Raw genomic sequence first — 15,814 nt, forward strand, 5'->3', positions numbered from 1 at the left:
GCGTATCGAAAATTCGATACGCTTTTATTGTTTTATTCGGTTTAAAATTAACCAAGCAATTCTTTGAGAATTCTTGTTACTTCGCTTGACGGAGCTTTGCCCTTAAGTGCTCTCATTGACTGACCGACAAGGAAGTTAAAGGACTTGTCCTTGCCCTCTTTATATTCTGCAACAGCCTTTTCGTTATTTGCGATGATTTCCTCAATAACAGACTGAATTGCACCTGTGTCGGATACCATTTCCATATTGTTTGCCTTGACATATTCCTCAGGAATTACATCATCTTCAAACACAGCCTTGAGCACCTTTCTTGCAGATTCACGAGAAACCTTGTTTGAATTTACAAGATTGATGATTTCGCCGAGACTCTCTGTTCTGAAAGAAATGTTTTCAGGCAAGGTCTGGGTATCATTCATAAGTTTCATAAGGTCGCCCATAATCCAGTGAGCCGAATCCTTTGGATTCTTTGTAATCTCAACCGTCTTATCAAACAATTTTGCATATGCCTTGTCCGAGCAAAGAATGTTTGCATCGTATTCCGTGAGAGAATAGTCGTTGACATATCTTGCCTTTTTAGCTTCAGGGAGTTCAGGAAGTGAAGCTCTGATACCCTCGATGTACTCATCCGAAAGTTCAATCGGAGGAAGGTCAGGCTCAGGGAAATACTTATAGTCCTGTGCGTCCTCCTTGCTTCTCATTGAAGTGGAAACGCCCTTGCTGTCATCCCATCTGCGAGTTTCCTGCACGACCTTGCCACCGTCCTCGATAAGTTCGATTTGGCGCTCGGTTTCCGCCTCGATGGCGTTGTGAATACCTCTGAACGAGTTGATATTCTTCATCTCTGTTCTTGTGCCGAATTCAGTTGCGCCTTTTTCCATAACAGACACATTTACATCGGCACGGAGTGAACCCTCCTGCATCTTACAGTCCGAAACACCGCAGAACTGAAGAATAGCACGGAGCTTTTCAACATATTCAACCGCCTCATCGGCGCTTGCAATATCAGGTTCAGACACAATTTCCAAAAGAGGCACACCACAACGGTTATAGTTTACAAGAGTGCTGTCTGTCCACTCATCGTGAACAAGCTTTCCTGCGTCCTCTTCCATATGAATTTCGTGAATTCTGACTTTCTTTTTGCCGCCGTTTACGCTGTCGTTAATCTCAACCCAACCATTTCTGCAAATCGGAAGATAAAGTTGTGAAATCTGATAAGCCTTTGGCAAATCGGGATAGAAGTAGTTTTTTCTGTCAAACTTATTATACTGTGTAATCTCGCAGTTGAGTGCAAGACCTGTGCGAACCGCAAATTCAACAACCCTCTTGTTTACAACAGGGAGAGTGCCCGGCATACCGGAACAAATCTCACAAACATGAGTGTTTGGTTCTCCGCCGAATTCTGTTGTGCAGTTGCAGAAAATCTTTGTTTTAGTGGCAAGCTCTGTATGAACTTCAAGACCACAAACGGTAATATAATCCATATTTACTGCCTCCTATTAAAGATTTGGTTTTCTTTTATGCCAGTCGGTTGCATTTTGATAAGCATAGCCGGCTGAAAGAATTGTTTTTTCATCAAACGGTTTGCCGATAAGTTGCATACCGATTGGCATTGAATTTGTATCAAAACCGCAAGGAAGTGCAAGTGACGGCAAGCCTGCGATATTAATCATTACTGTGTAAATATCGCCAAGGTACATTGCAAGTGGGTCTGAAAGGCCTTCGCCCATTTTAAGCGCTGTTGTCGGAGCAACAGGACCGAGGAGAAAATCATACTTTTGGAATGCTTCATTAAATGCCTTGCAAATAAGGCCCTTTGCCTGAAGCGCTTTCTTATAATAAGCATCAAAATAACCTGATGAAAGCACGAAGTTGCCAAGCATAATACGTTTTTTAACTTCCATACCAAAGCCCTCAGAACGGGATTTGAAGTATACATCAGTCAGATTGAACGCATCCTTTGACTTATAGCCATACTTGATGCCGTCAAAACGGGAAAGGTTTGAGCAAGCCTCTGCACAAGCTATAATATAATAAGTAGGAATTGCGTATTTTACGATTGGCATATCAAACACTTCAACCTCTGCACCGAGGTCTTTGAGAGTCTCAGCGGCAGCTCTTACACTCGCCGCAACCTCTGCATTGATACCCTCACCGAAGTAATCGTTTGGAATACCGATTTTCTTACCCTTGAGGTTATCAAGTTTTATATCGGCAAGGTCAAAAACTTCACTTTCCATTGAAGTGCCGTCCTTGACATCCTTGCCTTTGATTACATTGAAAACACCTGCAACATCAAGAACATCTTTTCCGAGAGGTCCGATTTGGTCAAGTGATGATGCGTATGCAATAAGACCGTAACGAGATACAGCACCATAGGTCGGTTTAAGACCTGTTACACCGCAGAATGATGCAGGCTGACGAATTGAACCGCCTGTATCCGAACCGAGAGCAACAAGGCTTTCGTCAGCGGCAACAGAAGCTGCCGCACCGCCTGATGAACCGCCCGGAACTCTTGTTACATCCCAAGGATTCTTTGTTGCACCATAGAATGATGTTTCGGTTGTTGAGCCCATTGCAAACTCGTCCATATTAACCTTACCGAAAGGAACCAGATCAGCATCATTGAGCTTGTTGATAACGGTTGCGTTATACGGAGGCTTGAAGTTTGAAAGAATCTTTGATGAGCAAGATGTCAACTTGCCTTTTTCGCAGATATTGTCCTTGATAGCAATCGGAACACCTGCAAACAATGATGTAGCCTCGCCCGAATCAATCTTCTTTTGAACAAGCTCAGCCTGCTGTAAAGCAGAATCTTTGTCGAGTGAAACATAGCAGTTATAAGTGCCGTCCTTTTGCTCAATAGCCTTTGCAACACTTTCAACCGCATCCATAGATGTTATTTCTTTATTCTTAATTTTCTCTGCAACCTGAAGGGCAGTCATTTCATAAATTTCCATTCTATTCCCTCCTTAGTCCACAGTCTTTGGCACAACGAAACAGCCGTCCTGACTTTCAGGAGCATTGGCAACAACTTCGTCTGCCGACATTGACGGCTGAACCTCGTCTTCTCTCATAACATTTGTTACAGGGAAGCAGTGGCTCATAGCTTCAACGCCGTCTGTATCAAGCTCGTTTAGCATATCAATATAGGTGAGGATATCCTGAAGTTCGTTGCCGACTTTCTTTTCCTCATCTTCTGTCAATGTGATACGAGCTAATTTTTCAAGATATTTAATTAAATCAGGAGTAATTTGCATTATATTTGCCTCCAAAAATTATTTGTCCTTTTCAACAGGTCTGCGAAGCTTGATGTGAGTTTCACGAAGCTGAAGTTCGGTTACATAGTTTGGTGCACCGAGGAGCATATCCTGCGCGTTGCTGTTCATAGGGAACGCAATGATTTCACGGATATTTTCTTCATCCTTGAGGAGCATAATCATACGGTCAACACCCGGTGCCATACCTGCGTGAGGCGGTGCACCATAGTGGAATGCGTTATAGAGAGCGCCGAACTTCTCCTTAACGGTATCTTCGCTGTATCCTGCCATTTCGAACGCCTTAACCATAACATCAGGTCTGTGGTTACGAACAGCGCCTGATGAAAGTTCAACACCGTTACAAACAATGTCGTACTGATAAGCCTTGATTTTTGTCGGCTCTTCGTTGAGAAGCGCATCCATTTCGCCCTGTGGCATTGAGAATGGGTTATGTGTAAAGATGAGCTGACCGTTTTCGTCACGTTCAAACATTGGGAAGTCTGTGATGTAGCAGAATTCAAATCTGTCCTTATCAATAAGGTCAAGACGGTTTGCAAGCTCTGTTCTGATCATACCTGCAAGTTCATTGACAACCTTTGGTGTGTCGCAAATGAAGAACAATGTATCGTCTGTCTTGAAGTTGAAGATTGAGCGAAGTTCCTCTTTCTTATCATCAGGAAGGAACTTGTCGATAGGGCCTTTGTATGATCCGTCCTCAAGAACTTCAATATAGCCAAGACCCTTCATGCCGATTTCAAGTGCGTACTTGAGCATCTTTTCAAACCAGCCCTTTGACTGCTTTGCACAACCCGGTACATTGATACCACGAACAGGTCTGCCCTTGAATGCCTTGAATTCTACATCAGAGAAGAATTCTGTAAGGTCAACAATTTCAAGAGGGTTACGAAGATCAGGCTTGTCTGTACCGTACTTAAGCATAGCCTCGTCATAAGGAATTTTTACAAATGGCTTTGGAGAAATTTTCTTTCCTCCGCCAAACTTTTCAAAAGTATCATAGAGGACTTCGTCGGCAACCTCAAATACATCTTCTTGAGTTGCAAAAGCCATCTCAAAGTCGAGCTGATAGAATTCACCCGGTGAACGGTCTGCTCTTGCGTCCTCATCACGGAAGCAAGGTGCAATCTGGAAATATCTGTCAAATCCCGAAGTCATAAGGAGTTGCTTAAACTGCTGTGGTGCTTGTGGCAAAGCGTAGAACTTGCCCTCGTGTTTACGAGATGGAATGATGTAGTCACGAGCACCCTCCGGTGATGAACAAGTCAAGATTGGAGTTGTAATTTCGGTAAAGCCGAGAGAGGTCATCTTCTGACGAAGATATGAAACAACCTGACTTCTGAAAATAATATTGTCGTGAACCTTTTTGTTTCTCAAATCAAGGAAACGGTAAGAAAGACGAACATCCTCACGGGTTTCTCTGCTTTCGCTGATTTCAAAAGGCAAATTCTCTGTGCAAGGATTGAGCACCTTAAGAGTGTCAACCTTTACTTCAAGTTCGCCTGTTGCAATTTTTGGATTGATTGTTTCTTCATCACGCTTAACAACAACACCCTCAACAGAGATAACGCTCTCTTTGCGAAGATGGTTGATAAGATCGTCATCGTTTACAACGACCTGTGTTACACCGTACTCATCTCTGAGGTCGATGAATGCAACACCGCCGTGGTCACGGATTGTGTCTACCCAACCTGCAAGTTGAACTCTTTGGTTGAGATTATCAAATGTAAGCTCGTTACAGTTATGTGTTCTGTATGCCATAATATAATTCCTTTCATGGAAAATTCTGAATAGATATAAAAATCCATATTAACGCTAATATTATAGCACAGTTACTTTGCCACTTCAACAACTATTTTATATTAATTATATATAAATTAATAGTTATTTTAAGAAAAATAAAATATCCCATTGTAAAAATAGGATATTTTTTAAATCATAAATGGTACATTAAATCTAAAAGATGTGTCAACTGCTCATTTTTAATCGGCACACCTGTAAAAGTATAATCTGAAATATCGGTTGATAAATAATATTCCCCGTCATAAATTCCTATAATTATATTCGAATTCGGACAAACTGCCGAACCGGAATATGAAAAACTAATATAATACCAATATCCGGTATTCTTAGTAAATGTTTTTGCTTCATACTCATCATCTTTATAATTTTCAAGAGATTTACAAAAATAGACAATATTATCTTCAGCAACAAATTGTTTTACTGCAGGCGAACTGTTTTTTATAATCAAAACCGAAGTTATATTACCGCATTTCAAGTCATCAGTTTTATATATTGTTCTGTCTTTTGTAAACATTTTGCTATCCCTAAAAACAGACTGATATAAAAACACATTATCTTCATCATTTTCAAGTGAATAATATGCTCTCGGAAAAATCAAATTAGGTTTTTCACAGATTTTGTCACCGAGGATAAATTCGGTGTTAGACGCAAAATAAAGTTCTGTGGGATAATATACATCTCCATTATATTCAATTGAAACTATCTCACCGTTTTTTCTGTTTTCTTTGACTTGTAAATTCGGAAGATAATATTTGAACATATAAAAATCGAACGCAAGAGTAAAAATAATAACAATTACTGCCGTACAAAAGGCAATTATATTTTTAGATTTCGGAATTATCATTTACTTACCTCATATAAACCGGTTGCCTTGTTGAGTTTGTAAGTCGTTTCGCTGTATGAATCATCAGACACTTTGCAATATGTGTCTTCGTCTGAATAGTAATACTTTTCATAATCGGCAATCGCAGAATGATTTGCAAATATTTTTGCACCGTTTTCATCAAGGCTCAAATAGTAATCATAAATTGCATTTACGGCAAGAGTGTGAGAGTAGTTAAACCTTCTAATGTCACCGCTGCTTTTGATTTCCATCGTTTTCAAATCAAGCACAAGTTCATCGTGATAATTATTGCCGACGACCTTATAAAGTTCTTCTTTGGCATCTGCATTTCCGCTTTTTGCAAGGGAGATGAGATACGGCACGGCGCTGTCGGAAAGGTCGGCAATGTTGCCCACATCAAGATTTTCAAGTGTGTGATTATTGTATGCCTTGATGTTGTAATCTGCAATTCTTGCATCAACATTTGAATAAGAAATTGCTATCAAAATAGCGGAGCAAAAGACGATAATCGTTTGCATATACGGCACTTTCGGAGCAAAGATGTGGATAATCAGTATCACGATTACAACAAGCATCATAAGCATAAAAGCAAACACCAAAATGCGATTTTTCGATAGTCCGTAAACGCTAACATTCATCACCATCTTTTGCATTGCCACGATTACAAGCAACGCTGAAAACACGGACACAAAGGTGCAAAGTGCCTTTAGCAATTTGCCGTTTTTGCCCTTTACAAAAGCAAAGATTATGCCGATAACAGCTAAATTGATTGCACAAACCGTGCACATTTCATAAAATCCACGGCGGGCAAATTCCGAAGCGGTATTTTTGTAGCCTTCCGGCAAAATATAGGAAAACGCACTGAAGAAATACGCAAGCTGTGAAAATAGATACAATAAATATGTTGCGGAAATCACGCACAAAAACGAAGTGCAAACCGTGTACGGCAAACTTTTACGCTTTTTCGGTTTGTCTTTTTCGCTCGCAGTATTCTTATGTCTTAAAGAAAACAAATAAGAATAGCAAAGCGGAATCAAAATCAAAGTCACAACAAGTTCGCCCATATACGAAGCAAATTTTGAAACCACACCGCTGACAAGTCCTTCAAACGCCGCATCTGACTTTACAAGAAGCGGAACAACGGCACACAAAACAGGGATTGCAAGCAACACTCCTACAAGTGCGGACAGCGATTTTTTGTCTTTTTTCTCCCCTGCTTTGACCGAGCCGACAACATCGGGCATTGCCTTGAACACTCCGCAAGTTAAGGCTTTGAGCGAAGCGGTCATTATTTTATACGAGCCGAATTTTTGCTTTTCGTCTGTATACGACACACAGTAGAGCACATAAAGTCCAAGTGCCAAAATCGGCATCAAAAACTGCGTTATGCTGTCGTTATAGAGAGTTACGGGAATTGATGACGCCACGCCCAAAGCTCCGTAAACAACACCTATCGGTGACGGCTTTTGATTTTTGCCAAGCAAATACACCGTTGAAAATGCAAAAGAAAGCACATATGCAAGTGTAAATCCCAAACCTATTGCTTTGGCAAACAGAACAAAATCAACAAACACAAAGCACAATGCAAGCGCCACAGGAAACAAAAATTTGTCTTTTTTGTCAAGTGGCGAATATTGTTTTTTATTCATAATAACACCTCAAAAACAATCAGTTTTAATCAGGCTGATATTCAAGAATGTCGGCAGGCTGGCAATCGAGTTCTTTGCAGATTGCATCGAGCGTTGAAAAGCGAATTGCCTTTGCCTTGCCTGTTTTGAGAATTGACAAATTAGCCTGTGTGATACCCACACGGTTGGCAAGTTCAAGCGAGGACATCTTGCGTTTTGCAAGCATAACATCCAAATTAACTACAATCATTTTGCCCTCCTATATTGTCAAATCGTTTTCTTCTTTAATAAGATTGCCGGCTTCAAAACAAGACTTGAGCACATTGCAAATAAGTGCCATAAAGTACTCTCCGAGAGCAAGAATAAGCATATAAATAACAACAGACTTGTTTATGGCGAGAATCAGAACAAATGAAATCAAGCCGACACACCCTGCGTAAAAACAGCACCAAACAATAACTTTCAATAACTTGGCTATTTTATTGCAAAAGACATTCTCGTTTTTTACATTTTGCATAATGACATCAATACAAGCAAGAGCAATATACCCTGCCGGTGCAACGCAATAAAACGGTGCAGTTATCCAAACTCCGTTAAAGGCGTTGCCGCAGGAATTATACTGCTCAATATTTCCTTTTCCGAGGAAATACGGAACCAAAAATAATGCGGCGGTTAACCCAACATAACCTATACGAACAACAAATTGTGTAAATTTAGCCGAAGATTTCATAATAAAATACAGCCTTTCTGTAAAAAATTGGTTTTCGTTTTTTTATGTTATACCACGAAAATTATCGTTTGTCAATAATTATTTATCATTATTCAAGTATAATTCACCAACAAATTAAAACGAGTAAAGAATCATAAATGACACTTTACTCGTTTTAAGTTCTGAGTTTAAAATATACTATTTAGTTTTTACAACTTTTTTTGCAGACCATTTGCCATAATAAATTTTACCGTTTACATTTTTAACTGCTCTAACCTTAACATAATATGTTTTGTTTTTCTTTAAGCCTTTAAAAGTAAATGACTTTTTGTTATAAACATTAACTTTTTTGCAAGAGGTAAACTTTTTATTAGTTGACAAATATACTTGATATTGATTTGTTCCCGAAACCCCATTCCAAGAAGTTTTAACGGTTTTTAATTTTTTACTGTACGCCTTTACATTTGAAGGAGTTGCAATATTAGGAGTATATGAAACTGAAAAATCACACTCCCCCTTTTGAAAAAAGCCCCAAGCCCCAATATAAACATATTCAAAAAGCATATAATACTCTCCGGCAGGTAAATTCCATTCATATTTGCCATAATAAATATTTCTTGCAGAACTAAAACCTGATTTGATTACATTATAATCAACATTATATTCTTCATCCAAATTTTCAGCGCTGTAAATTAAGTAATCTATTCTGCTCTCATATTCCAACGGTAAATAATATTTACTTTGTGCTTCCATATTTAAGGTAATCTTACCGCTGACCGGAACAGAGAATTTAAAAGCATCATAATAATAATCACTTCTTACTCCAAAACTGCTTTGGGTTTTGCTTGCATCTTCTAAAGACGGTGAAGCATTATAAACCGTGTCAAAATCAATATCAATAGCTTGGTCTGCCCAACCGCCTGCATAAGCAATCATTGATGTACCTGTAACGATACCAATTACCATAATTAATGTCATAAATAAGCTTAAAAATTTTTTCATAATTATCTCCTTTAATAATAAATACATTTTGTACATATGATTTGCACAAATTAATTATAGAACAATCTGTTCTAAATGTCAATAGAACATTTTGTTCTTTAATATAATAATATTTGGTGATTAAATGAAATATAAACGAATACGGGATTTGAGAGAAGATTGTGACCTAACTCAAACAGAACTCGGCAAAAAACTTAATCTGCCGCAAAGAACATATGCGTATTACGAAAGCGGTCAGCGTACAATTCCGCCCGAAGTTTTGATTGCACTTGCGGATTTTTATAACACAAGTATAGATTATATATTAGAAAGAACAGACAAAAGATAAAAACAACGGCTTAAATTTAAGCCGTTGTTTTATTAATTCAATAGTATAAATACTTAACAAAAATTAACTTTTAAATGTAAACAAAAACGCTTATCACATTATTCTATCACTCTGGTCAATAATGTATATCGCATAGGTTCGAGGTGGATATAGCCGTCTGTTGCCGATTCGTCAAAAAAGCAATACGAATTATCCCACTGCTCGCCGACGAAAATATCAACATCGGTGTCATCGAGATTGACAGCCACCAAGAGTTCACTATTTTCGTCTTTGCGGAGATAAGCAATAGTTTTGTGTTCGCTGTATAGCGGCACAAACTCACCTTTGGCAAGCACCTTGCAACCGAGCCTAATTTCGCCAAGACGCTTATACCAACGGAGAAGTTCGTTATTCGGTTCTTCCCAATTCATACAAGCACGGTTGAACGGGTCTTTGCGACCCTCCATACCGATTTCATCACCGTAATAAAGTGACGGCACGCCCGGCAAAGTATACTGAATAAGCGATGCGATTTTCATAAGCGAAATTCCGCGAAGATAATCGTACTCCGACAATTTGTTGTGTTCATACTGCCAATGTCTGCCGTAACCCTCACAACTGTCACCCGCAAGTCGACTGATTGCACGCTCTGTGTCATGAGTGCCGATATGGTTCATCAACGAATTTGTAACCTGTGACGGGTAGTTTTCAACAACTGTCATCACACGGTCAAAAAACTCATACGCATTTGGGTATTTGACAAAATCCAAAATTGCATTTGCAAACGGATAGTTCATAACGCTGTCGAGCTGTTCTCCGAGGAGATAGCGACGGCGCTGACCGTAGGCAAATTTTGTGGTTGCATCTTCCCAAACCTCGCCGATAATCACAGCATCGCTGTTTTCTTCCTTGACCGCCTTGCGCAAATCATCAAGGAACACATCGGGAAGTTCATCGGCAACATCAAGCCTCCAGCCTGAAATTCCGCACCTGAGCCATTTGCGTAAAATTCCGTTTTTGCCACAGATATATTCACGATAGCTTTCGTCCTCTTCTCTGACCTCAGGCAGAAGTTTAATACCCCACCACGAATCGTATTCGTCGGGATAATTGATGAACTTATACCACGAATAATAAGGACTTTTTTGGCTGTTGTACGCACCGGCGCTGTCGTAATTATTGTACAAATTAAAATACTTGCTGTCACAGCCTGTGTGACTGAAAACACCGTCAAGAATTATGCCGATTCCGTATTCCTCTTTGGCAACCTTGCAGAGCCTTTTCAAATCTGCTTCCGTTCCCAAGAGCGGGTCAATTTTTTCATAATCGGCTGTGTCGTATCTATGGTTGGAATTCGCTTCAAAAATCGGGTTGAGATAAATACAAGTGACGCCCAAATCCTTTAAATAAGGGAGTTTTTCCTCAACGCCCAAGAGGTCACCGCCGAAATAATCGTTGTTCCAAATGCCATTCATCTGTTCCTCTCGCCAAAAAGGCTCATCGCCCCATTTGCGAAGAACACGACTTTTTCTGTATCCTGTTTTTTTCTTGCCCGAATTATAAAAACGGTCAGGAAAAATCTGATAAATTATACCGCCCTTTAGCCAATCGGGAGTAGCAAAATCCTTGTCATAAACCGTTTGCTGAAAGTCGGCACCGTTAGGTGAAAACTCTCCGTGACCATGACCCATATTACGAACAAAGCTTTTGCCCCACGGGGTATCAAGTTCAAAATGATACCAATATAGTCCGGGAGTGTCGGCAACAAAATGCAGTTCCCAATACTCCTTGTCGTCACCGCACATACCTGCCCAGAACATAGAGTTGTAGACATTGTTTTCGTTTTCCTTATGCACGCAAAGAGTTGCCCCGCTGCATTTCATTGAGCGAGGTACAATTATGCGGAGCTTTACGGGTTCGTCGGTTGCGATTGCTCGAATTTTTTCTTTATATTCCTTACTGCGAGAATTAAATACCATATTATATATTCACACGACAACTCCCCTTACTGAATAAGGGGAGCTTTTTAGTTAATTACTTTTTCTTTGATTTTGAAGCCGGCTTTTTTGCAGGAGCTTTTGGTGCTTCTTTCTTTGGAGCAACTTTTTTCTCTGCTTTCTTTTCAGCCTTTTTCGGTTCTGCCTTTGCTTCTTGTTTTATTTCCTTTTCAGGTTCTGCCTTGGTTTCGCTCTTTGGAGCCATAGGCTTTGACTTTTTGGCTGCCTTTGGTGTTTCAGAGGCAAACTGAACAGGCTTTGTGTGCCAAATGTTGTTTGCATAATCCATAATTGAACGGTCGGCAGAGAATATGCCTGCACCCGAAATGTTCATCAAAGACATCTTGACAAACTTTTCTCTGTCGGCATAAGCCTTTGAAATTTCTCTTTGAGCACGCTGATAATCGGTGAAATCCGCAAGTGCCATATAAGGGTCGGTATTGACAAGTGAATAGTAAACCTCATCAAACTTCTTGCCGTTTACGCCGTTTTGCAAGAATGCCATAGCCTTTGCAAGTGCTTCGTTGTTTTGAATATAGCTCTGTGGGAAGTAGCCTGCCTTTTTGAGTTGTTCAACCTCCGGAGTTTTCATGCCGAAGATGTAAATATTATCCTCACCTACAGCATCGTGAATTTCTACATTTGCACCATCAAGCGTACCAAGAGTTATAGCACCGTTGAGCATAAGTTTCATATTGCCTGTGCCCGATGCCTCTGTGCCTGCAAGAGAAATCTGCTCACTGATGTCGGCAGCCGGCATAAGAACCTCGGCAAGAGAAACATTGTAATCTTCAAGGAACACAACCTTGAGTTTTCCGTTTACATCAGGGTCGTTGTTGATAACATTTGAAAGTGCATCAATAAGCTGAATAAGTTTCTTTGCCATAAAGTAGCCCGGAGCTGCCTTTGAAGCGAAGATGTATGTCTTTGGATAATAATCCGCATTTGGATTTTCCTTGAGCATCTGATATTCGGAAATGATGTTGAGAATATTGAGTTGCTGTCTTTTATATTCGTGAAGTCGCTTAACCTGAACATCAAAGATAGAATCAGGGTTAATATCAACACCGTTACGCTTTTTGATAATCTTTGCAAAACGAACCTTGTTTTCGTGCTTGATTTCATCAAGTTTTGCAAGAACTTTTTTGTCATCCTTGAACTGACGGAGTTTTTCGAGTTCATCACTCTTTGTGATAAATCCGTCACCGATAAGAGAAGTGAGATATTCTGTAAGCGCAGGGTTTGCCTGGCAAATCCAACGGCGGAATGCAATTCCGTTTGTTACATTACAGAACTTTTCAGGGGTGAGGTTATAGAAATCGTTGAACACGGTTTCTTTAAGAATTTCCGAGTGAAGTGCGGAAACGCCGTTTACGCTGTGAGAACCGATAACGCAAAGATTTGCCATACGAACAACGCCGTTTGAAACGACTGCCATACGCTCAACTCTGTCTGCATCATAGGTTGCCGACCAAACATATGCACGGAAGCGGTTGTCAATTTCCTTGGTAATTTGATAAATACGAGGAAGAAGACGAGAATAAAGTTCCTCGCTCCAACATTCAAGTGCTTCTTTCATAACAGTGTGGTTTGTGTAGGCAACTGTGCGAGTTACGATTGACCACGCATCATCCCAGCTATATCCGCATTCGTCAAGCATAATTCTCATAAGCTCAGGAATAGCCATTGTCGGGTGAGTGTCATTGATATGAATTGCAACCTTGTCAGGAAGATTGTCAAGAGTGCCGTACTTTGTGAGGTGACGCTGAATAATATCCTGAATTGAAGCAGAAACAAGGAAATACTGCTGACGAAGGCGTAGGGACTTGCCCTCAGGTGAATTATCCGCAGGATAAAGAACCTTTGTGATAGCCTCTGCCATTGCAGATTGTTCCATAGCTTTCATATATGAACCCTCGTTGAAAAGAGTCATATCAAGTTCAGGCTTCTTTGCAGCCCACAAACGAAGTCGAGAAACGCCCTCGCCTTTGCCCGACACATACATATCGTACGGAATAGCCTCAACAACGTTGGCGTCCTTATGATTTACATGGTGGAAGTCGCCGTCCCAGCTATCTTCAATATAGCCCTCAAACGCAACTTTGCACGAACGCTCCTCACGAGGAACGAGCCAAACATCACCGCCCGGAAGCCAGAAATCAGGGAGTTCGGTCTGCCAGCCGTCAATTAACTTCTGCTTGAAGATACCTGCTTCATAGCGAAGTGAATAACCCATTGACTGAAAACCTGTTGTTGCAAGTCCGTCAAGATAACAAGCGGCAAGACGACCCAAACCGCCGTTGCCGAGTCCTGCATCAGGCTCTTGCTCATAGAGATTGTCAAGTTTTACACCCATTGATGAAAGAGCCTTATCAAAAGTTTCTGTAAGTCCGAGATTATAAAGATTGTTTTTGAGTGAACGACCCATCAGAAATTCCATACAAAGATAGTAAATTTCCTTTGAATCCTGTCCTTTTGCCGTATGTCTGAAATCGCTGTTTTTCTTTGAAAGTTCGTCACGAACTATCATAGCAACAGCCTTGTAAAACTGCTCATCTGTCGCAACATCGGGTGCAACACCGAAGAAATGAGAGAGCTTATCGGTTATAAGCTTCTTTGCATGTGTTGTAGAAATAGTCGTTTTCATACAATTCCTCCAAAAATTTATTTAAAAATGATATGTTATTTCTAATTTTTTGTATATTGTACACTAAAAATGCAAGTTTTTCAATAGTCACAGCCAAATATATACATTTTACACAAAAACACAAAAGACCTCTTGTATAAATAAGAAGTCTTTTTGCAAAAATCACTTGCTTTTCTTTAAAAATCTGCCCAAAATCTTGTTTGCAAGTTCTTTAATAGGCTTAATATTCACCAAAAGCATAGCCAAAACAAGAGCCGATTCGATGCCGTACATCATTGCTCCCGACTTTAGTTTTATCATAACAACGCATTGAACCGCAAGAATTGCAACCTCGACAACAAGAAGCGGTGTATTGAAATTGATTGCGATATACTTTTTGGTGTTTGCCCCTCTGAAAATGAACACAACGGCGAAAGCGATAACAGTTGCTATTGCGGCACCGATTGCACCAATATTCGGAATCAAAAGCAAATTGAGTACGATATTTGTCAATGCTCCCGACAAAGCAGTAACCATAGCCATAACCGACTTCTTCTCCGCCATATAAACAGATGCAAGGAAGTTTACAAGGCACGAAAGGGTTGTTGCGATAATAAGAACAGGAACATATTTCCACGAATCGTAATAAATCGGCTTAACCAAAATTTTGGTGATAAACTGACAGAACAGAATAAGACCCGAAGAAACGGCAAATATACCGCCCGAATAAACACGGAACACCTTGCTGAAGAAATCCGCCTTGTCCTCGCTGTCGTATTCATCAACAGCGGACAACTGCCACGCATCAATAAAAATTGACGAGAACATAATAACAAAGTTCGGAATCTTTGAAGCGGCGGTATAAAGTCCGTTTTCGGCAGAACCTATAAAGCCTGTTACCATATATCTGTCCGACACATTGATTATCCACCACAAAATAATTGTCGGCATAAGCGGAACAGAATATTTGAGCATATCAATCTTTGTTTTTTTGTTAACCTTGTGGAAATGTAGGTCGTTCCACAATTTTGTTGCAACAAAAAGGAACACAACCGACATAAAATCGGATGCAATAATTGCAAGAACATAGCCGGTTACGCCCATATTAAGCGGACCAAGGAACAACAGATTAAAGAGCAGAGTTGTTGCGGTTGCTATAATACCGTCTATTGCAAAAATTCTAACCTGTCCGCAACCTCTTACGAACTGTTGGCATAGTTGACGCATACCCGAAATCAACACAAAAAGATACAATAGCGGAGCGTATTCGCCAAGTTTCATATCGTTGATTTTTATCAAGGTAACGGGATAATAGAAAATCAAAAATGCCAAAAAGCCTTTAAGTGTTGTTCGCACACCGATGGTGAAAACATCGCTTTTATTCTCATTCTTATCAAGAGCAAAGCGAAGCACCGCACTGTTAATTTGCAAAAACACAATAGGAATGAGCACATTTGCGGTTTGCTGAATAAGATCACCCGTAGAATACTGTTCAGGCAAAAGTTTGCTCGTGACATAAGGCATAAGCAAAAAGGACAAAATCTTTGAAGAAAATGTACCGATTGCAAATATTATTGTATTTGTGGCTAATTTTTTATACTTATCCAAAAATCTTTACCTCTTAAA

General features: G+C 40.0%; 13 protein-coding genes. 1 reads left to right on the forward strand and 12 read right to left on the reverse strand.

Features of this window, described 5'->3' with window-relative positions; genetic code table 11:
• Positions 1–47: 47 nt before the first annotated feature.
• The 9 genes from gatB to Q0E03_RS05380 all read right to left on the reverse strand — a co-directional run bounded on the left by gatB (position 48) and on the right by Q0E03_RS05380 (position 9,258).
• Positions 48–1,481, reverse strand: coding sequence for an Asp-tRNA(Asn)/Glu-tRNA(Gln) amidotransferase subunit GatB (gene gatB / locus Q0E03_RS05340; protein WP_297130097.1), 1,434 nt, complete (start codon positions 1,479–1,481; stop codon positions 48–50).
• A gap of 15 nt (positions 1,482–1,496) precedes the next feature.
• Complete coding sequence (gene gatA, locus Q0E03_RS05345; protein ID WP_297130099.1) at positions 1,497–2,957, reverse strand: Asp-tRNA(Asn)/Glu-tRNA(Gln) amidotransferase subunit GatA; 1,461 nt, start codon at positions 2,955–2,957, stop codon at positions 1,497–1,499.
• 12 nt (positions 2,958–2,969) lie between these two features.
• Positions 2,970–3,257: an Asp-tRNA(Asn)/Glu-tRNA(Gln) amidotransferase subunit GatC gene (gene gatC / locus Q0E03_RS05350; RefSeq protein ID WP_297130102.1), complete on the reverse strand. Its 288-nt coding sequence runs from the start codon at positions 3,255–3,257 to the stop codon at positions 2,970–2,972.
• An 18-nt stretch (positions 3,258–3,275) separates the two neighbouring features.
• A complete protein-coding gene (gene aspS / locus Q0E03_RS05355) occupies positions 3,276–5,033 on the reverse strand; it encodes an aspartate--tRNA ligase (protein WP_294778442.1) in 1,758 nt (585 codons plus the stop codon).
• Between the two features lie 175 nt (positions 5,034–5,208).
• The gene (locus tag Q0E03_RS05360; protein WP_297130105.1) at positions 5,209–5,919 is read right to left on the reverse strand and encodes a hypothetical protein; all 711 of its coding nucleotides are present in this window, start codon (positions 5,917–5,919) and stop codon (positions 5,209–5,211) included.
• A complete protein-coding gene (locus tag Q0E03_RS05365; protein ID WP_297130108.1) occupies positions 5,916–7,568 on the reverse strand; it encodes a DUF4153 domain-containing protein in 1,653 nt (550 codons plus the stop codon). Before Q0E03_RS05365 ends, Q0E03_RS05360 begins: the two co-directional genes overlap by 4 nt.
• Before the next feature lie 25 nt (positions 7,569–7,593).
• Positions 7,594–7,797: a helix-turn-helix transcriptional regulator gene (locus tag Q0E03_RS05370; protein WP_078767965.1), complete on the reverse strand. Its 204-nt coding sequence runs from the start codon at positions 7,795–7,797 to the stop codon at positions 7,594–7,596.
• A 9-nt stretch (positions 7,798–7,806) separates the two neighbouring features.
• The gene (locus Q0E03_RS05375) at positions 7,807–8,277 is read right to left on the reverse strand and encodes a DUF2975 domain-containing protein (RefSeq protein WP_297130110.1); all 471 of its coding nucleotides are present in this window, start codon (positions 8,275–8,277) and stop codon (positions 7,807–7,809) included.
• A gap of 177 nt (positions 8,278–8,454) precedes the next feature.
• Positions 8,455–9,258 (reverse strand): fibronectin type III domain-containing protein, encoded by an 804-nt coding sequence (locus Q0E03_RS05380; protein WP_297130113.1) that lies wholly within the window; start codon positions 9,256–9,258, stop codon positions 8,455–8,457.
• A gap of 124 nt (positions 9,259–9,382) precedes the next feature.
• Here Q0E03_RS05380 and Q0E03_RS05385 point away from each other — a divergent pair, with 124 nt between their 5' ends.
• A complete protein-coding gene (locus tag Q0E03_RS05385) occupies positions 9,383–9,586 on the forward strand; it encodes a helix-turn-helix domain-containing protein (RefSeq protein ID WP_297130116.1) in 204 nt (67 codons plus the stop codon).
• Positions 9,587–9,684: 98 nt separating this feature from the next.
• Here Q0E03_RS05385 and Q0E03_RS05390 read toward each other — a convergent pair whose 3' ends face one another.
• The 3 genes from Q0E03_RS05390 to Q0E03_RS05400 form a co-directional block, all read right to left on the reverse strand.
• The gene (locus Q0E03_RS05390; protein WP_297130119.1) at positions 9,685–11,544 is read right to left on the reverse strand and encodes an alpha-amylase family glycosyl hydrolase; all 1,860 of its coding nucleotides are present in this window, start codon (positions 11,542–11,544) and stop codon (positions 9,685–9,687) included.
• Between the two features lie 55 nt (positions 11,545–11,599).
• Positions 11,600–14,209, reverse strand: coding sequence for a glycogen/starch/alpha-glucan phosphorylase (locus Q0E03_RS05395; RefSeq protein ID WP_297130122.1), 2,610 nt, complete (start codon positions 14,207–14,209; stop codon positions 11,600–11,602).
• Between the two features lie 162 nt (positions 14,210–14,371).
• Positions 14,372–15,796, reverse strand: a complete 1,425-nt coding sequence (locus Q0E03_RS05400; RefSeq protein WP_297130125.1) for a lipopolysaccharide biosynthesis protein — start codon at positions 15,794–15,796, stop codon at positions 14,372–14,374.
• Positions 15,797–15,814: the final 18 nt, after the last annotated feature.

The sequence above is a fragment of the uncultured Eubacterium sp. genome, assembly GCF_934525195.1.
GTDB lineage: Bacteria > Bacillota > Clostridia > Oscillospirales > Acutalibacteraceae > Eubacterium_R.